Raw genomic sequence first — 18,245 nt, 5'->3', positions numbered from 1 at the left:
ATTAATCATTAAAAATAGGGTTAAGCTCTTTTGAAATAAATAAAATCTCTTCAGGACTAAGTACAACGACTCTTTTGGTTAAGTAGTCATTTATTCTTTCATCATCTATGTCGTTAAGTCTTTTTTTAATTTCCTTTTTATCAAGATTGCTGACGATATGTCTTGAATCAATCAGTGCATTTCTAATTTTTTTGTTTCTATGCTGGAATAACGCCTTTGTAAATTTAGAATAAACGTTGAAATCTTTTGAATCTATTTTTGATTCTTTTGGCGTCAATCCCATGACAACGGAATCTACCTTCGGTTTAGGTATAAAGCTCTCGCAACTGACATCACTTAACAATTTGACATCACATTTAAAATAAAGCATTGCTGAAAGCCTTGAATAGTTTTTGCTTCCAACTTCACCGTTCATTCTTTCGCCAAATTCCTTTTGATACATCAGGATGGCTAAGTCAAAATCATAATCTAAAAATTTAAAGGTAATGGGTGATGATATTTGATAAGGTAGATTGGATACTATCTTATTGAACTTTGGAAATTCAATTTTCAATGCATCATCATTTATAAGCTCTACATTATCAATTTTTTCGTCTTTTAAACGTTGATTCAATATTTTACAAATATTGGAATCTTGTTCAATAGCTATTACTTTTTTAGCTTTTTTAGCTAGTTCTATTGTAAGCGTACCGATTCCTGCACCAATTTCTAAAACAATATCCTCTTTAGATATATCTCCAAAATTAATTATTTGATTGCGTTTATTATTGTCAATTAAGTAATTTTGTCCAAGATTTTTGTTTAATCTTATTCTGTATTTATTAAGAATAGATTTTGTTGCTTTAGATAAGGATTCGTTACCTTTACTATTCAAGTTATCACTTTTATCGTTTATTCCTGTTTTGAGGGCTTCTAGGAATAGGTGTGAATAAATAATATTTTTGTTTACCTTTCTTAACTGTTGTAGTATCTAATTCTTGTTTTACGCGGTTAACAATCATAGCAACAGGATCAGATAATGCAGGAACTCTTTCACTTATATCTTCAAAGCTTTCAAACTCTTTTTTCTTACGCTCTTCGATAATGTCCCACATGTATTTTTTACCAATTCCAGGAATTAACTCTAATTTGTGTAATCTTGTATTAACAGGACCTGCAGTGTTGAAAAAGTCAACGAATTCTTCTTCTCTGGATATGACAATATCTTTAATTGCATATTCGAGTTCTATTCTACTTGTAGCGGTTAAATTTTCAAAGTCTAATTTTCCAAGGACTCTATAAATTTTGTCTCTTTTTCCTTTTCCAATATAGACGGTATCTTGAATCTCTAAATCAACACCTCTTTTAGGTGCTAATTCTAATAAAGTGAAGTAATCAGTACCAATAGCTTGAGCAATAGCTTTACCCTTAAACTTAGACATATCAGACTGAACATATCCTAAACTAAGATAATCAAGTATCACTGCATTGTCCTCAGTTTTTTGAGGTGGGTTTTTTCTTTTATTATTTCTTTTATCCATAATATCACTTCACTATTTTTTAAAAATCTAATATTTAATTTAATGTTTAATAGTAATAAATATATCTAAAATAAGTTAGTTAAAAAAAGTTATCAAAAGAATAGTATCACACTATTCTTCTGGGAAATATTGATTTAAGATTTCAAGTATTTGTTCCATTTCTTCTTTGCTTACTTGAGTTGGCTCTTTTGCAAATATTAATCTTAAATCAGATAAATCTTGTGGAATTAAATCAACGATGTGCACTGCAACCTTATGTCTTAAGCCGATTTTGTTTTCAAGTTCATCAATGATTTTTTGTGAGTCTTCAAGAGAAAATCTTGGAAATCTGGCAAGATGATTTAAAGTTACATTTTGCTCGTAATTTAATTCATAATCTTGAGAAAATTCTTCAAGAGTTTCTTTAACTTCAACTCCTGTAATTTCCTCTTTTTTAATGATGTTTTTACCAATCATTTAAATCAGTTTTGTAATTTTAAGTGGTCAGGTCTAACAATTAATTCTTTTGCTTTATTTCCTTCTTTTAAAGCTACTAAGTAAGCTTTACCTTTTTTACCAATAATTTGTCCAGTTTTACCATGGAATCTGGAATGTGGTTGACCTTTTTGAATACTTGGGTTAATAATAATGTGAACTAAATCCCCTTCTTCGAATTTTTGGAATCTGTTAGTGATTGGGTTAGTTCTACCTTTTCTTTCAACTTTAGTTAATTTTTTTCTTGATCTGCTTTTAAATCCTCTTGATCTTTGCATTTTAATTACCTCGATTTATTAATGCACTGGGTATTAATTAAGTCTATGTTATCAGCTACCTAGTATCAAAAAAGCCCATAAATACTAGTAACATAGAGTGTGAAAATAAATTATCATCAGTGATATGATAATAGTATAATTTATATTTGAAGATATTAATATACTTTTAGTTTTTGAAAGAGCCAAATTTAATATGTTGGTTTTAATTTTTATTTTAATTCAATTTTTTTGAAGTATAATCCCATATTAAATTTTATATACTTTATAATATCATTTATTTTGAAAAATTTCAAAATAACCTATATTTATTTTTACGTGGTATTATATCTATTATTTCAATCTGTTTTTTTGATTCACTAACATAATATTATTCTGTAGTTACCTACTCTAGCTCTTTGGCATTTTGGATATTTGTTACTTGTTAATTCTATAAATTCTGATTCATAAGGATTTTTTAAAATTTCTAGGTATTTTTTATTAATTCTTAACAATAATTTTTCATCTTTTGCATGTTTTTTAAGAAATCTTTTTGCTTTTTTGTGTTCAAATAATTTATATTTCATTATTCATTCTCATTTCTAATTTTAATATTCTTTTTTCTAAATCTTTTAATGTTAATTCAGTTACATTATCTAAGTTTCCTTTTTCAAAGTTGTCTATTTCATTATTATAAAATTCTGCTTCTTTGTTTGTAAATTCTTCATTATTAATATAATAATTGATTAAAAAGTTTATAACATCATCAAATGTATCTCTTTTTGATGCGAATTCTGATAATTTTTGATGTGTTCCTTCTGAAATTTTTATGGTTTTGGTCATCATACAATATAGTATACTCAGTATACTATAAATAATTTTTGTAAACTTGTAGTATTTTATATATTTAAATTCTTTAGTGATGGTAAAGGTGTTAAAAAAATGGTGTGAAAGATAACTAAATTTAGTTATCTTCAAATCTTCTTCTGTCAATTAATTCTTGACGTTTACCTGGGTTCCAACCACCTGATGCAGATTTTGCACGACCTACTTGTTGTACGTATCCAGTAATTCTGTCATACCATTCTACATCTTCACTTTCACCACAGGTAGGACAAACATTATTTAATCCTTTCATCAATGTTTTACATTTTAAACAGAAACTTAATGCGGAACTGTAAGCCCAGAAACCTATGTCTGATTTTCTTGCAATCTTATTGGTTAAGCTCATTAATGAATCTGGATCTGAGTATGATTCACCCATGAATGCATGGAAGATGTGTCCACCTGGAGTTAATGGGTGGTATTGCTCTTCTATTTTGATTTTTTCAATTAATGATGCGGAGGTATCTACTGGCACATGAGATGAGTTGGTGTAGTAGTTAGCATTACCGTCACCTTGTACAATGACTTGGTCTCCGAATTGTTTTTTATCGAGAGTTGCAAATCTGTAAGCAGTAGATTCAGCAGGGGTTTGTAATACAGACCATCTGAGTCCAGTTTCTTCTTTTAATTTGTTTGCTCTTTCATTAATGTATTCGAGACATTTGATACCGAATTTGTTTGCATCTGGGTTTTCAATACCTTCGCCGAATAATGAAAGTAACATTTCGTTAAGTCCGACAAAACCAAATGATAATGTTGAGTTCTGGATTCTGTAGTATGAATCTTCAGCTACTTTTTGTTTTAAGAATGGTAAAATGTGGAAGTCATTTAAACATTTTAAACCTTGTTCTCTTCTAAGCATTAATGTTTCGGTTGCTAAATCCATGTATTCATCTAAGTATTCAAATACTTGGGATTCATCTCTTGATTGGTATCCGATTCTTGGAAGGTTTAATGTTACGTATGCTAAGTTACCTGTTCTTAAACAGTCTTGGTCCCAGTCACCAGTCCAGTTGTCTTGTAAACAGGTTCTGCATCCCATGTAGTTAGCCATATCTCCTCTGTAGTCAGCTAACATGTTTACAAAGTATGATGAACCGTATTTCGCAGATAATTCGTGAACTAAACGGATGTCTTCTTCGTATTCACTGGTCATTGTTTCTTCACGTAAGGTATAAATTGTATTTGGGAATAAGTGAGGTTTTCCTTCATTATCTCCTGCGAGTAATGTTTCAGTGAATGCTCTTTGGATTAATCTGGTTTCTTCTTCAAAGTCTCCGTATGTTCCTACTACTTTACCTTTTGGTCCGTAAGCGGTTTCATCTTTTAAGAAATTAGGAACACCGAATTCCAATGCCATACTTGTAAATGGTACTTGTGATCCACGAGCTGCGTAAGCCATGTTCAGGTTGTAAACAAGCATTTGCACGGACTGTTTGATTTCATCGTAGGTTCTGCCTCTTGCAAATGGAGCTACAAATACATTCCAGAGAGACATTCCTTGTCCACCGGACATGTTTTGTTGTGCTGCAAGCATGATTTCACCAGTGTGGTTCATTAAAGTTTCCATGTGGTTTGGTGCACCTGCAATGGATGTGTGGTCCCCGGTACCGTCTACTTTAAGTCCGTATTTGATGAAAGTTCTGATATCGTGTTGCATACAGTTTAATGGTCTTCCTGCGAAGAATTCTAAGTCGTGAATGTGAATGTCTCCGGACATGTGTGCATCAGCCAAGTTTGCTGGAAGCATTTTTAATAATGCATATTGTTTCAATGCTTCGTCTGCCACATGTTTGTGGATACTTTCAGGGTTGTGAATCATGTTTGCATTATCTCTGTTACCGTTTTCGATTAAAGAGGTAATGTTGTAAACAGGAATACCTAAACGGGTGTAACGGCTTCTTAAATCTTCAAGTCCGTATTCAACTAATTTTGTGTTGACGATTTCCCTTATCATTGGAGCAGTTAAGTATTCGACATTTAATTTTTTAAGTTCTTTCCAAGTTTCGGTAGCTATTTCAAAAGCTGTTTCTTGGCTTGCCCCGGTTTCTTCAATTAAAGTATTAGCGATTTTTGATAAATCGAATGCTTCAATAGTATCTCTTGAAGTACGTACTTTTAATTGGGTACTTGCTAAGTATTTGTTAGCAATTTCACCGTCAATGTCTTCTAAACATTCATAAACTATTTTTTTAATTTCTTTTGTAGTGATTCCATCATATAATTGGGATACGACAGTAGCTACAATTTTATCAGATTCAAAGAATGGAGTTTCGACCATAACTAATGATTTTAATAATTTTTCATAGCTGAATCTTTCTTTAATTCCGTTATTTTTTTCTACATTGATTTTAACGGATTTATTTAAATTATTTCCTATTTCTGAACTTTTTTCCATTTAACACACCATTTTCCATTTATTTTCGATTAGTAAAAATAAGTGACAGAGCACTCTGTCTATACTAATCACTTAATTATAATATTGGTCAGTTGTTGTATATATATTGTTCGTCTTTATACGAACAATATTTTTACAAGATTATATTATGAATTTTATTTTATATATTAATTTTGACTTGTCCTAGAGCATTTGACAAGTAATGTCATTCCTTAGAAAAATACATCTAAAGAACTTTGCTTTGATTTATCACTTTCAAACAGTGAATTAATACCGAATTCCTGGATTTCCAAACGTTGTTTTAAGTATGGTGATACAGGGTATCTATTTACTAAATCCTGTGAAATTCCGAGATATTTTTGAACTGATCCTTTTGATACTGAAAGAATCAGATTTCCGCCACATTTTGTACATTTTCCAGTCAATGGGATTCTTCTGTATTTTGAATTGCATTTTGTACATCTTACTTTCTGTTTGGAAAATGCTCTTGAGTTACCCATAATGTCCGGCAGGAAGTGGGAGGACAATACTCTTTCCACAACATCCCTTTGGTCAACTGCTCTGATTTTTTCAGCAAGTTCAATTTGAGCTTCCACTTTTTCCTTCATGGAAGGCAGTCTTTTGTAAAGACATAATGTCGGACCTGCATGAATGCTTGAGGTATGGTGGGAAAACATCAATCCCTCATATTGCTCGGGAGTTCCCAAATGCATTTCAACATTATCAATCAAATCCAGAACTTCTGCAGGTTTGAGCGGATCTTTTGTTCTGTCATAAAACTCGACAGGAAAGCGTTCATAGATGTCTAGGTTGTGGGATTCGTCATCAATTTCTTCAGGGTCAATTCTTGAAGATAAAACCAATGGAGCATCCATACTTCCTCCTCTGGTATTAGGCAAGTATGTTTTTGAAAAGTTAATCAATGCATCCAAAAGCAGCATCACAGCATCTTCGTCACTGTCGCAGTTTCTACGTTTTGCTGAGTGGAAATAAGGGTGGGCGTAACAGCCTAATGCCTTTGTAAATCCAACTATACGTCCCAATACTCCGGCGGATGTGTGTGGAGCAAGTCCTGCAATCAAATGTCCAATCAAGTCAGTTTTGGTTTTTACATTGTAGAAGATTTCCATTCCATAAAATTTGGTCAATTCATCATCAATGAAATGTGCGGTATTTACCAGATATTCAGCACAATTGTTTGAAATAACAACGTCCTGAACCTTGAGTTCAATGATTTGGTCCTCGTTTTCTATAGGTTTTCCATAACAGTCATGCTCATAGCCCATTTCAAGAAGCTTTTCAACGCTGACTCCAATTTCTTTTGGTATAAAATGGGTCAGAGGTAAATCTGTTGAATCGTGACGTATTGTACCATCCTTAAAGGTAAACACTTCATTTTTAGCCCTAAGTATTCCTTTTTCCAATGGCTCCGGAAGCTTGGATTCGGAAATCATACCTACAACAGCCTTAAACTTATCAACTTTTCTCACGTTAACATTGTCTGATGCTTTTTTAAGCATTGATGCCAGGTTGATTTTTTTATTTTCAGGCTTTCCAATTTCTGTTGGGGCACCACATTTAGGACAGATTGAACTGAATGACATTAATCTACAGTTGGGATTTGTACATTTTCTTCTTGATAATTCGACCTGTATTGTACCTTTTTTGGCGGCATTGGCAACGAGCCTTTGAGATCCACCATAGTTTCCAATTGGGAACAGTCCATGTGGTGCAGGTTTCATTAGTCTTTCTTTTGATTTTTCAGGCCTTCCTACACGGGTACCGATATATGCCGGAGCCTTGTTTTTTATTTCAATATTTGATATTTCGTTTAAGGCTTCAATAGTTGTGTCCTTTTTAGGTAGTCTATCTATCAGTGTTGCAAGAAGTGCATATGAGTTATCAGCATCTATAATTATTTGATTGTCACGAACAATATGTGGCACACCTATCATTTCAAGTGTCCTTTTAGGATAGGATAACTTTAATTTAATTCCTTCATCAATGCTGTAGGTATCCTTGCACTCCATCAGCAGATCATATAGTGCATTCAAATCTTCGATAGTTACATCATTATAGCAGTATGTATATTTTGGATGAAGTGGAATGTCATACTTTTTAGATAGTTCAAAGGCTTCTTTAGCAGGCAAATAATCATATTCTAAACGACCTAAATCAAGATTGTCATCTTCAGAGTAATTTTCACTTTCCTTTAAAAGTCCAATCCACCATTCTTCACACCATCCTGATGGATATAATGGCTGATTGTTTCTTAAAAACTCACCAAATGCAACAAGCATGTCTCCTAAGAACAATATTTCAACAACATCCTTTTTAAGCTCACGTGCTTGCTTAACGCTGTTGATAATGACAACATCACCATTTTTGAGCTTGACTGTAGGAGCCTCAATTGAATCTACCGGAACTACACAATTTCCTTTACCGGGATATTCGATTTTAAGTTGTGTTCCAACAGCCAAAAATTCAAGCAATGCCATTGTGGCGGGGTGAACACCCATTGTAGCAAGACCTGTATTTCTGGATCTTCCATATCTTAATCTAAATCCTCCCTTTTCAGAAGGATGTCCTAAAACAGGTCTTCCACCAATAATATCCTGAATGTATTTAGGTTCGTGGACAATTTCGGACTCTTCGGATGAATCAGAAGATTCTTCTTTTTTAGGTTTTGAATACTCTGTAAGCCATTCCCAGTTAAGTCCAAGATTATTTGAAATCTTATGGATTTTTTTGGATTTCTGGATAACCCCTTCAACCATAGCCAGTAATGCTCCACCACGAATATTGTTTGTTTCAACACGTTCCAAATCTCTGTGTGATACTTCAACTGCATCAGTCTGTTCGCCTGTAACTTCAACGGGTATGTGGTTTGCTGCAAATCTTACTTCTTCCGGTGTTGGTGAATACTGGAGATTGGTAACTTCTGATTCGTAAAGTTCTACTTCTTCCACATAACGCTCTATTTCATCCTCTATAGGTTTGAATTCATCAATTTCTATAGCTCTTCTAATTTTATCTCCAAGCAATACGGCAAGTGCTGCAGCAGTACCTCCAGCGCTTCTGATAGGTCCTGCGAAGTATACGGCAATATATTTTGTTGAATCGAAATTATTTTTGATTTTGACTTGTGAAATACCTTCGAGCGGTGCAGCCACTACCCCTTCAGTCAATATTGCAAGAGCTGTTCTTAATCCCTGATCGCATCTTTGCTCTTCATCGTAATCTGCCTTTTCTCCAGTCAATTCAAATTTTGCAGATGCAATTTCTGCTGCTATTTCAAAAGCAACTTCTTCTCTTGACATATCTTTTTCTAATTCTTTTATACGTTTAGCTACTCCTTCAGGACCTACAAGCCCTTCTACCCGTTCAGCTAAATCCTTTGCTAAAGGAACTTCTGTTTTTGTTTCAACATCCAGTCCTTTAGAGCGAGCCTCATTAGCTATCTTGTATAATTTGTGAGTTTCAGCTTCTAATCTATCAAAATAATCCATAATATCGCCGTGGTTTTTTTAAAAATTAGTTAGTTATTATATGTATATTTCGAACTATATTAAATTTGGGGAGATGCATATTTGTGAAAAAATGAACTGTATTTATATTAAAATTATCAATTTGATAAAAATTTAAATATATTAAAAAAGAAACTTTTATTTTACATAGACTGTCGAATTTAAATTATTTTTCATTGCTTTAAGTGGTGATAAAAAATGTCTGAAGAACCTGTAAATAAATTATATGGAAATAAAATAAAATTAGATTTTACTAAATTAGGTAATAAGTCTAAAGCTGACTCTTCAACTACTGTTGATGTAAAAAAAGAAAGTATTAAACAAAAACCTAAAGTTGAACCTAAGGTCGAAAAACCTGTTGAGGAAAAACCTGAAGTTGAACCTAAGGTGGAAAAACCTGTTGAGGAAAAACCTGAAGTTGAACCTAAGGTGGAAAAACCTGTTGAGGAAAAACCTGAAGTTGAACCTAAGGTGGAAAAACCTGTTGAGGAAGAGACTGTTGATGAAGTTGCTGATGCGGTTGAAGAGGAACCTGTAGTTAAAAAAGATGATTCTGAAATTTCTAAATTGAAAAAAGATTTAAAAGAAAAAGAATCCAAATTACAAAATCAATCAAATGAATTAAATTACTTGACTAATACTATTATTCCTGATCTTAAAAAGGAAAACTCTAAATTAAAATCTCTTAAAAATGAATTGACGAGTGCTTTGGATAAAACTTCAAGAAAATATTATAATCAGCTTGACATTAATGAAGATTTAAGTAATCGTATTGGTGAATTAGGTGCAGATAGTGCAGTTAATAAAGCAAGAACTGACAGATTACAATCTGAATTAGATACAATTAAAGAAGAGTACGAAGAAAAAATCAAATCTTTAAAAGACCAAATCAGTACTTTAAAAGCATCAAATGTTGAAGATTTGGAAGATACAAATCAAAAATTAAGAGATAATTTAAAAACTTCTAATGAGGAATTGGAAGATTCTAAAAAACAAAATGAAGAACTTAAATCCGAAATTGATGATTTAAGGAATAAACTCATTGAAATGGGTAATTATAAAGAAGAAGTGGATGAGCAATCTAAAAAATCTATTGACAAATTAAAAGAGGAAATTGTCTCACTTAAATCTGATTTGAAAATCAAACAAAGTAATTATGATAAGTTATCCAATGAATCTCAAAAAACTATCTCAGATTTAAGACACCAAATTGATAAACTTAAAGAAGATGCTGAAAAACAATCTAACAAAGGCGGATTGTTTAACAGATTCAAATAAGATGATTATTAAATAATCATCTATAATTTATTTTTTTTATGAAAGATGATGCTTATTTTATGGAATTAGCTATTATGGAAGCTCAAAAATCTTTAGAAGAGGGCGGTCTTCCAATAGGTTCTGTCCTTGTTAAAGATGGTGAAGTGATTTCACAAGGTCACAATAGACTAATTCAAAATGATTCTGTAATTTTGCATGCTGAAATGGATGCTATTGAAAATGCAGGCCGTTTAAATTATGAAGATTACAGAAAATGTACATTGTACACAACTCTTTCTCCCTGTCCGATGTGTTCCGGTGCAATAATATTATATAATATTCCGAAAGTTGTCATTGGTGAAAACACTACACTTATGGGAGCAGAAAATTTTCTTAAAATAAATGATGTTGAAATTGTTGTTTTGGATGATATTCGTTGCAGAGACTTATTTTTAAAATTCACATGCAATAATTCTGAAATCTGGGATGAAGAACTTGCAAAGGTAGGAAACACTACGGAGGTTAATGATGGAAATTATTGTAACCGATGAGATGGATGAAAGATTCATTGATTTTTGCAGATCTTTCGGATGTGTTTTGGATGAACCTCAGGTAGTTCTACTGTTAGTTAACTACACATCTACTGTTGGATGTGCCAGCTTTAAAGTTTATGATGCTGATTCTATTGAAATTAATAGTTTATTCATTAATTCTTTAAAAAATCGTGAAGAATTGTCATATAAACTAATCAAGCAACTGGAAAAAATAGCAATTGATTTGGAATTCAGTGCATCTTATGCATCTTTGGATGAAGAGGATTTGGCTTTAGAAATATTTAAAAAACTTGATTATCAGATAGTCAGTTCCGATGATGAAATTTTAATAAAAAAAGAATTTAGAAGCTTGGGTAAAACTTCATAATGGAAACTATTACAAAATTGCAAAGAGTGCAATAGGAAGTAATCCAGTTAACCAGGAAGGAGGAAAATTTATATTTCCAATAATGTCTGCCGGCAAACATGCAACAATAGATAGTGGTGAAGGCAGTTACAAAAACTTCTATGCAGATTTAAAGGAAAAACTCAGTGAATCTGATTGTTTGGATATCTTGAAAGAAGATGAATTTTACTTTGAATATCCGCAAAAGCTAGAGTTAAATGATGGAAAATTCATTTCAAATGAATTACATACAATAGATATGCGCGAATTGGCCGCCGAACTACTGGATGATAAATATCTAGTTAATCATTACAATAACAAGCATAAGCCATATGACCATTACATCTGCCCATGGCATGATGATAAACAGCCTAGTGCAATGGCTTATGAACAGTTGTTTATTTGTACTAGCACTAATTGTGATGTTGGCAAATTAGACCAAGAAGCATTTATCAAAAAAGTTTATGGTATTGAAGACCCGGCCGATGTGCTTCAGAAGTTTATTGAGCATTTTGTATGAGTTGTTTTATTAACAACTTCTTATTTTTTTCTTTTAAACATTAGAATTCTAAATCATTAATATGAAAGATAGAAGATTAACATTCCGTGTATCATCTGAAGACGTCCAAAAACTTGAAGAAATTAATTTTGTATTGTTTGATTCTACTATTTCTGATACTTTGCGCGGGATGATTGGTAGGGAGTATCAGGCATTGTTAAAGGCTGGAATAATTAAATAAAATTAACCACAACCATACCCTAAATCAATTGCATAATCATATGCAGGTATTTCAACATTAAATGAGTGTTCAATATCTTTTATTTCCACCTTTACATCTTCTTTTGACATTTCTAAATCATAATATGGAAAAATATCCATTAAACAAATAATTATGTCTTTTACATATTCATCAAGGGAATTGTAATCTTTAAATTTTTTACAGCGATTAATATATGTGTTCGTAAAATTTATAATCTCAAAATTCTCGCATAATTTATCTACATCCATTATATCACCAATTTATATTTCTATTTATCTTTTTATAAAAATCACTGCCCAATTCTAAAAACCCAATAATAGATAACAATCATTGGAGACGTAACTTGAAAGAAAATAACTTAAAACACTACATATATCTAATTAAAAGAAAATAAAAAGAAAAAGAGTTTATTTTTTTAATAATACCAATAAAGCACCTAAACCTACAAAGAAACAGGATAACCAGCCTATAAGTATGTATAAGAAAAATAAAACAGCTGATATAATCATTCCAATTGCACCAAGCTGACGGTCTTTTTGAAGATGCCATGTACTTATTAATCCAATAATCGGAGCTATATACAATAAAAATATCCACCAATCATGCCTATTTGAAAAACTCCATAAGCAAATGTGGTTACTGTGAGAATGAGAGCTATTAACAGCCCAATTCCTGAACCAATCATTCCAAAAATAAATGCTGGAGTACGAGGAGAAATATTCACGAAATTATATCCACAATTGCTACAGAACTTTTTATCAGATTCTGTCAATTCACCACAATTCGGACAATACATTGTATTGTTTAGGTTTAATTTATCACCACAATTCGGACAATACATTGAATTATCCTCAATTTCTTCTTTACATTTTGGACACTTCATAATTGCACCATATACACTTTATTAATAATTATTATTCTATTTTCTTAATAAAATTTTGTATCAGATAAGTTGGCCATTTCTATAAAATTAGCATAAAAAGAGTAAAAATCAAAAAGATAACTTTATAGATACCTTCTTTTCATATATTTTTATGTGTTTTTTTATTGATTGTGGCCGGAACTGCCTGCCTAATTGCCTGTTTATGTGGTTTTTTGATTGTGGACAGTAGGACAGCGAAATAAGGTAAAAATAAGAATGAATGTTATAGCTTCATTTTGTGTTTTATCGAATATGACGATCTTTCGCCTTATTCGCACTTGCGAAACAATTTAATTCGAAGATCCGGAACATCTCTTAATTTCATCATTACTAAATTAAGATAGTGTTTTTCATGTTTTATCGATAATATTTTCTTTCAGCAACCTACTTTTTTACTTTAATTTGTCTCCTCATGTGTTCTTTTATTTCTGGTATTACAGTGTTCATATTAATTATTTTTTGCTATTTTCCTTTAATTTTTTCTGTTCTATAATTTGATTATTTTAATAATAAAATAAAAGAGCATCTTAAATTATTATGGGGTTTTGGGTGTTATTTAATGGCACTAAATTTCTTGCACCATATAATTCAAAACTTATTGTTTGTTAGGTTATGATGGGAATTTATGTTGCAATAGAACAGATTTTGTCAAAAAATATTATTTTTATCTAATTCAATAATTACATATGTCAGCATAACTTGGTTATAAATATATTTTTTTATTTTTTAAATTTTTTTATATGTTTTTGGTGGTTTTATATCTAATTGATTTAAATTGTTTAATTATGATGATTTTAATTGTTTAACTGTATAATTTATATATGATGAAAAATTAATATGTATTTGTAAAATATTTTATACTTTACATTATGGGGGAAAAATATTTAAAGTATTGATGTTTACTGAAAGATAAAAAAAGATGATGGTGATAATAAAATGATTAAAAAAGTAATTATTGGTTTAATATTGCTTGTTTGTGTTTGTTCAGGTGTATTTTCCGTAATGACACATTATAACCCTGCTAATAATTCTGATGTGGATAATACAGGTTCAAATAGTATTATTGGAGATACTAATAAAGATATTAAACCTATTGAAAACAATCCAATAATAAATCACATAGATAATCTTGATGATAGTTTAGAACATGTTTCTGAATATTTCGTTGCTAATACAATAATGGGAATGTTAGAACATTATACATATGGAGCAGATAGTTCACCCCATTTAGATTATATTTTATCTGTTTATCCTGGTTTTGATTCTGATGGTACTGTACATAGTGTTATTACACATTTTATAACAGATGAATGCGGTGTATCCCAGGAAATAGATGAAGTATTGCCTGATAAATATTGTCCATGTGCAGAGTGTGGTAAATGGATACCTGCAAATGAGATTACACATCCGTTAGCAGAAACAGCACTATGTCATTGTGAAGAAACAGGATTAAGAGATTCCAGCCCAAGTATTGATGATACTGTAGCTCCAATAGAGAATAATGATTTTACTCCTGACAATACAGTAGAAGATTTATCAAACAATACAGTATAAAATAATTTAAAAAGGGATTTTTTCTGAATTGATTTAAATCCTTTTTTATTTCTTTTTTAAAGCGAAAGTATTTCCACCAATTAATTTAATAATCAATTAAATAAAACCACGACCTTATAAAATTAAATAGAAACAAATAAAGTATCAGTTTAATTAATCATCTTTTTAATTATTCAATAGCTATGGTTCTAATCACTATTTTTTCACTTCATCTAGCATATTTCTTGAAAGATAACAAGTCAAAGTCCTAAATCGTTGGAGTAATCGTTAATACTTCCTTAGAATTCAAAAACTCCAAGCAAAAACATCTTCACTTAACTTTTGGGTTAGTAATGAAAAGTAATGATATAATTGGAATGGTTAATGAATATTGCTTTTGGTTCTAATTAAATGGAGAATTATGGACGTTATATTTCAGATTATCCTCCATTATTTAATATAAACTACATTATTGATTTGGTAACTTCTGCAACAATACGGGATATTCTCCTATCATCTATTAAATCTTCCCAATTATCTCTAACTGCCATATTTTCATCAATTTCTAATGCATATTCCTTTAATCTATTATTTAATACTTGTCTTAATGCTGGGATTAACTCAAATCCTCTTCTATCGAGATACTCGTTAGCTTTAGATTCAATATAACTATAAATTTCCCCATAATCTTGGCTGGTCTGACTTAATAATTTTGCATTTAACCTATTATCATTTATTTTTCGGTTATATGCTTGATTAATAATAATATCCATGTCTTCTATACTCGGATGAAAATTTTCATCGTTTGATATTCTGGATTCATATATATCAATAGCATAATCCATCAAACCATGTTCTTTTGCAAAATCATCTTCTCTAACATATTTTATAAATGCCCTATATTCATTTGCTCTTACTAAACCAATCATTTGTGTTTCAATATTATTAATTTGCCCAGATAATAATGAATTTTGAAGTTCTAATTGATTTATTTTGTGTTCGTATTCTTTTCTTAATTTTTTGTTTTCATCTTCATGTTTTCTTCGTTCGTCTTCAATTTGTTTTTTCATCTTTTTGTAGGCTTCGCTATTAATCATTACGTCATAGTGGGCATAAATGTTGAATTTGTGCATATGTTTTTTATATTCTTCACGGACATTTTCAATGTCTTTTTTAAAGTATGTCTCTCTTATTTTGTTTGGTTTTCTTCCTTGAATATAGTTAGCAAAATCTGTATCTTCTATGGCACTGGCATTGAATTTTCTTATTCTGTGTGGTGAAAAAAAGTCGATAGAACCTTTTTTTCCCCATTTCATTTTATTGTTCATTAATTTAAATGCTCCAGATACTCCATCTGCGGATAATTGGAAAAAGGGAGTATCTTCTTTTAATCCCAATCCTTGTTGTTTAATGTAATTTATGCAAAATTGCACACATTCTGGGCTGATTGCTGTATAATAATGATATCTTGTTTTTTCTCGATACATTTTAAAAATGGGAATAATGTCTAGTTCGTCGCATTTTCCATCTAATGCATTAACAATATCTTGAGGTGTTTCAACATCAGGGAAATATTCTTGTATTGCTGAAAGAAATTGTGAGTACTTGAATTTTGATATTTCATTACGTGAAGTTCCGTTACATGCCATAAAAAGATAAAGTGCTTTGTGTTTAGGATTTTTTGAATTTTCAATTGCTGTTTTAATGTCATCAATAGTGGGAAGGTCTTTAAATTCGATAGAACTGTTGGGAGATTCGTTATAAACCATTCGAGGTAATTCAGGAATAGTTATGTCAAAATGTTTGTAGAATGTTGTAACACATGTCATATTAGTTAAAACAGTATTTGTAGCATAATTTTCTTTGAGATAAACCCGAAAATCTATTAGTCTTTCCCGAATTTTCCTTCTTCCTTGGCGAGTAACTCTATCTTCTTCTTCATCTGCTTCCTCGAGTAACTCTTCTAATGTTTTATTGCAAAAATTAACATATCTTTTTAAATTAACATAATATTTACGTACGGTATGGTCCCCTAAATTTCGCTCTAGACAAAATCGCTTAAGCTTTGGTGAGTCTCTTACATCATATCCTTCTATTGACATATTAATAGATTGAACCTCATAGTATAAATATCGTAAGGTTCAATGCTAAACTTGATTTAAGCTTCTTTACGTAATCTTTTAACAACAAAATCTTTGTCTAGGGATAACAAGAATGATGCTGCCCTAGGGCCTTGTTTTTGACCAAGAATCATTTTATATATTGCTTGGAAACCTTTTTGTGGTTTTAACTCTTGTATTTCTAATATTTCATACATTGCATCATGCAATTCAGCTGCATCACTGAATTCTCTTGTTTCAATTAATGTTGCCAAATCTGCTAAGAACTGATCTTGTTCTTCAGTCAATGGTAATTTAGGAACGCTTTTTTCCTGAACCTGGAATTTAACGAATTTTGGTGCATAGGTATCTAACCAGTATTTTACATTATCGACACGTTGTCTGTATTGTGCCAATTCAGTTTCGGTTAAATCACTAAATTCCTTATCTTCAAAGCTTTTGGATAACTGTGAATTTCTTTTTAGGATTCCAAATATCTTTTCCAAATCATCGCCTGCAATTTGATATGCATTTACTAGGAATCTGAATGGTGGTCTGAATGGAAGTGGCTCACCAACATTGATTTGAGCGATTTCATAAATTTCTCTGAATTTCTTATCCTCTTTTTCAGATGGAGCTTCTTCTTCATCATAGAAAACCTTTTCAACTTTATCAAATTGATCAATGAAATCTAAAAATGGCATTTTTGGTGAGAAGTCTTTAGCTTTCATTGGTTTTGATCTGAATAGGTAGTAGTTAAGACTTTCAGCAGGACCAATTTTCAACCATTCTTCAGGTGCAAAGAATACTCCATGGGATTTACTCATTGCTTCACCATCAAGAGTAATCCATTCATATGGAACTGGATAAGGTGCAGGGTAGTTAAAGATTTCTTCTGAAATGACGCTACTTACATCGTATGATCCACCGCTTGCAGCATGGTCTTTACCGAATGGTTCGCAGGTGGTTCCGAATATTTTCCATCTTGCCGCCCATTCAACTCTCCAGGTTAATTTACCGTTTCCAGATTTGATGTCCATTTCACCTTCATGGCCACAGTCACATCTGTATTTAACGGTATCTCCATCATAATCATAAGCATAAGTTGTATTGACACGACCACATTCATCACAGATTGGGTTGTATGGTAACCAGTCATCTCCTAAAGGTTCTCTTCTGTATTCGTTGAAGATTTCTTTAATTCTTTCAACATTTTCGAATGCGGTTCTTATGTAATCATTGTAAACTCCACTTTTGTACATTTCAAATCCTGATTTAGTTTCCATTTCTATACCGTAATCTTCAATAACATTTAATAATGGTTTTTCAAAGTGTTCTACGAAGTTGTCACAGCATCCGTCAGGACATGGAATTGTTGAGTATGGCATTCCCAGGTATTTGTCATAATCTTCAGGAAGTGGATAGGGTACTTTTCTTAAAGGGTCGTGGTCATCTGCAATCCATATGGTTTTTGCTTTTTTACCTTTTTCTCTTAATTTCTTGCCTATTGCATTTGCTATAAATATGTCACAAGAGTTTCCAATGTGTATTGAACCGGATATTGAAGTTCCACTAGCTATAACATGTTCTTCAACATCCCTTTTACTTAATTCATTAGCTATATTTTCAATCCAATGTGTCATCTAATTCACCGTTATTCAATAAAAAAATTATCA

General features: G+C 31.4%; 19 protein-coding genes. 6 read left to right on the top strand and 13 right to left on the bottom strand.

Going from position 1 to position 18,245, the window contains the following annotated elements; all coding sequences use genetic code 11:
* Position 1: 1 nt before the first annotated feature.
* From rsmA to polC, 8 genes are all read right to left on the bottom strand, one after another.
* Positions 2-874 (bottom strand): 16S rRNA (adenine(1518)-N(6)/adenine(1519)-N(6))-dimethyltransferase RsmA, encoded by an 873-nt coding sequence (gene rsmA, locus SM9_RS10930; RefSeq protein ID WP_058740167.1) that lies wholly within the window; start codon positions 872-874, stop codon positions 2-4.
* Positions 875-884: 10 nt separating this feature from the next.
* Positions 885-1,520, bottom strand: a complete 636-nt coding sequence (locus SM9_RS10925) for a DUF655 domain-containing protein (RefSeq protein ID WP_058740166.1) — start codon at positions 1,518-1,520, stop codon at positions 885-887.
* 111 nt (positions 1,521-1,631) lie between these two features.
* Positions 1,632-1,976 (bottom strand): RNA polymerase Rpb4 family protein, encoded by a 345-nt coding sequence (locus SM9_RS10920; RefSeq protein WP_058740165.1) that lies wholly within the window; start codon positions 1,974-1,976, stop codon positions 1,632-1,634.
* A 5-nt stretch (positions 1,977-1,981) separates the two neighbouring features.
* A complete protein-coding gene (locus tag SM9_RS10915) occupies positions 1,982-2,272 on the bottom strand; it encodes a 50S ribosomal protein L21e (protein ID WP_058740164.1) in 291 nt (96 codons plus the stop codon).
* A 356-nt stretch (positions 2,273-2,628) separates the two neighbouring features.
* Positions 2,629-2,835 (bottom strand): type II toxin-antitoxin system RelE family toxin, encoded by a 207-nt coding sequence (locus tag SM9_RS10910; RefSeq protein ID WP_058740163.1) that lies wholly within the window; start codon positions 2,833-2,835, stop codon positions 2,629-2,631.
* On the bottom strand, positions 2,825-3,094 hold the full coding sequence (locus SM9_RS10905) for a DUF7557 family protein (protein WP_058740162.1): 270 nt from the start codon (positions 3,092-3,094) through the stop codon (positions 2,825-2,827). The genes SM9_RS10910 and SM9_RS10905 overlap by 11 nt, the downstream gene beginning before the upstream one ends.
* 118 nt (positions 3,095-3,212) lie before the next feature.
* Positions 3,213-5,531: an anaerobic ribonucleoside-triphosphate reductase gene (gene nrdD, locus SM9_RS10900; protein WP_058740161.1), complete on the bottom strand. Its 2,319-nt coding sequence runs from the start codon at positions 5,529-5,531 to the stop codon at positions 3,213-3,215.
* Positions 5,532-5,743: 212 nt separating this feature from the next.
* The gene (gene polC / locus SM9_RS10895) at positions 5,744-9,040 is read right to left on the bottom strand and encodes a DNA polymerase II large subunit (RefSeq protein ID WP_058740160.1); all 3,297 of its coding nucleotides are present in this window, start codon (positions 9,038-9,040) and stop codon (positions 5,744-5,746) included.
* Positions 9,041-9,256: 216 nt separating this feature from the next.
* Between polC and SM9_RS10890 the strand changes: the two genes are divergently transcribed.
* The 5 genes from SM9_RS10890 (at position 9,257) to SM9_RS12110 (ending at position 11,994) form a co-directional block, all read left to right on the top strand.
* On the top strand, positions 9,257-10,336 hold the full coding sequence (locus SM9_RS10890; RefSeq protein WP_232299131.1) for a hypothetical protein: 1,080 nt from the start codon (positions 9,257-9,259) through the stop codon (positions 10,334-10,336).
* A gap of 38 nt (positions 10,337-10,374) precedes the next feature.
* Complete coding sequence (locus SM9_RS10885; protein WP_058740159.1) at positions 10,375-10,866, top strand: nucleoside deaminase; 492 nt, start codon at positions 10,375-10,377, stop codon at positions 10,864-10,866.
* Complete coding sequence (locus SM9_RS10880) at positions 10,844-11,236, top strand: hypothetical protein (protein ID WP_058740158.1); 393 nt, start codon at positions 10,844-10,846, stop codon at positions 11,234-11,236. Before SM9_RS10885 ends, SM9_RS10880 begins: the two co-directional genes overlap by 23 nt.
* Before the next feature lie 82 nt (positions 11,237-11,318).
* A complete protein-coding gene (locus tag SM9_RS10875; protein ID WP_058740157.1) occupies positions 11,319-11,774 on the top strand; it encodes a hypothetical protein in 456 nt (151 codons plus the stop codon).
* 61 nt (positions 11,775-11,835) lie between these two features.
* Positions 11,836-11,994: a hypothetical protein gene (locus SM9_RS12110; RefSeq protein ID WP_157064736.1), complete on the top strand. Its 159-nt coding sequence runs from the start codon at positions 11,836-11,838 to the stop codon at positions 11,992-11,994.
* 2 nt (positions 11,995-11,996) lie between these two features.
* Here the strand turns inward: SM9_RS12110 and SM9_RS10870 are convergent, their stop codons facing one another.
* From SM9_RS10870 to SM9_RS10865, 3 genes are all read right to left on the bottom strand, one after another.
* Positions 11,997-12,263 (bottom strand): hypothetical protein, encoded by a 267-nt coding sequence (locus SM9_RS10870; protein ID WP_058740156.1) that lies wholly within the window; start codon positions 12,261-12,263, stop codon positions 11,997-11,999.
* A gap of 159 nt (positions 12,264-12,422) precedes the next feature.
* Positions 12,423-12,599 (bottom strand): hypothetical protein, encoded by a 177-nt coding sequence (locus SM9_RS12105; protein ID WP_157064735.1) that lies wholly within the window; start codon positions 12,597-12,599, stop codon positions 12,423-12,425.
* Entirely contained in the window at positions 12,590-12,898 is a 309-nt protein-coding gene (locus SM9_RS10865; RefSeq protein ID WP_058740155.1) for a zinc ribbon domain-containing protein, read from the bottom strand. Before SM9_RS10865 ends, SM9_RS12105 begins: the two co-directional genes overlap by 10 nt.
* A gap of 975 nt (positions 12,899-13,873) precedes the next feature.
* Here SM9_RS10865 and SM9_RS10860 point away from each other — a divergent pair.
* Positions 13,874-14,491, top strand: coding sequence for a hypothetical protein (locus tag SM9_RS10860; RefSeq protein ID WP_058740154.1), 618 nt, complete (start codon positions 13,874-13,876; stop codon positions 14,489-14,491).
* 443 nt (positions 14,492-14,934) lie between these two features.
* Here SM9_RS10860 and SM9_RS10855 read toward each other — a convergent pair whose 3' ends face one another.
* Complete coding sequence (locus SM9_RS10855; RefSeq protein WP_058740153.1) at positions 14,935-16,572, bottom strand: hypothetical protein; 1,638 nt, start codon at positions 16,570-16,572, stop codon at positions 14,935-14,937.
* Positions 16,573-16,628: 56 nt separating this feature from the next.
* On the bottom strand, positions 16,629-18,212 hold the full coding sequence (gene lysS / locus SM9_RS10850; protein ID WP_058740152.1) for a lysine--tRNA ligase: 1,584 nt from the start codon (positions 18,210-18,212) through the stop codon (positions 16,629-16,631).
* Between the last annotated feature and the right edge of the window lie 33 nt (positions 18,213-18,245).

Source organism: Methanobrevibacter millerae, from assembly GCF_001477655.1.
In the GTDB taxonomy this organism is placed as follows: Archaea; Methanobacteriota; Methanobacteria; order Methanobacteriales; family Methanobacteriaceae; genus Methanocatella; species Methanocatella millerae_A.
This window is presented reverse-complemented; position numbering and strand designations above follow the sequence as displayed.

Coding starts and splice junctions, on each gene's coding strand:
- SM9_RS10925 (WP_058740166.1), bottom strand. CDS start 1,520: ATGGATAAAAGAAATAATAAAAGAAAAAACCCACCTCAAAAAACTGAG.
- SM9_RS10920 (WP_058740165.1), bottom strand. CDS start 1,976: ATGATTGGTAAAAACATCATTAAAAAAGAGGAAATTACAGGAGTTGAA.
- SM9_RS10915 (WP_058740164.1), bottom strand. CDS start 2,272: ATGCAAAGATCAAGAGGATTTAAAAGCAGATCAAGAAAAAAATTAACT.
- SM9_RS10910 (WP_058740163.1), bottom strand. CDS start 2,835: ATGAAATATAAATTATTTGAACACAAAAAAGCAAAAAGATTTCTTAAA.
- SM9_RS10905 (WP_058740162.1), bottom strand. CDS start 3,094: ATGATGACCAAAACCATAAAAATTTCAGAAGGAACACATCAAAAATTA.
- nrdD (WP_058740161.1), bottom strand. CDS start 5,531: ATGGAAAAAAGTTCAGAAATAGGAAATAATTTAAATAAATCCGTTAAA.
- polC (WP_058740160.1), bottom strand. CDS start 9,040: ATGGATTATTTTGATAGATTAGAAGCTGAAACTCACAAATTATACAAG.
- SM9_RS10890 (WP_232299131.1), top strand. CDS start 9,257: ATGTCTGAAGAACCTGTAAATAAATTATATGGAAATAAAATAAAATTA.
- SM9_RS10885 (WP_058740159.1), top strand. CDS start 10,375: ATGAAAGATGATGCTTATTTTATGGAATTAGCTATTATGGAAGCTCAA.
- SM9_RS10880 (WP_058740158.1), top strand. CDS start 10,844: ATGGAAATTATTGTAACCGATGAGATGGATGAAAGATTCATTGATTTT.
- SM9_RS10875 (WP_058740157.1), top strand. CDS start 11,319: ATGTCTGCCGGCAAACATGCAACAATAGATAGTGGTGAAGGCAGTTAC.
- SM9_RS12110 (WP_157064736.1), top strand. CDS start 11,836: ATGAAAGATAGAAGATTAACATTCCGTGTATCATCTGAAGACGTCCAA.
- SM9_RS10870 (WP_058740156.1), bottom strand. CDS start 12,263: ATGGATGTAGATAAATTATGCGAGAATTTTGAGATTATAAATTTTACG.
- SM9_RS10865 (WP_058740155.1), bottom strand. CDS start 12,898: ATGAAGTGTCCAAAATGTAAAGAAGAAATTGAGGATAATTCAATGTAT.
- SM9_RS10860 (WP_058740154.1), top strand. CDS start 13,874: ATGATTAAAAAAGTAATTATTGGTTTAATATTGCTTGTTTGTGTTTGT.
- SM9_RS10855 (WP_058740153.1), bottom strand. CDS start 16,572: ATGTCAATAGAAGGATATGATGTAAGAGACTCACCAAAGCTTAAGCGA.
- lysS (WP_058740152.1), bottom strand. CDS start 18,212: ATGACACATTGGATTGAAAATATAGCTAATGAATTAAGTAAAAGGGAT.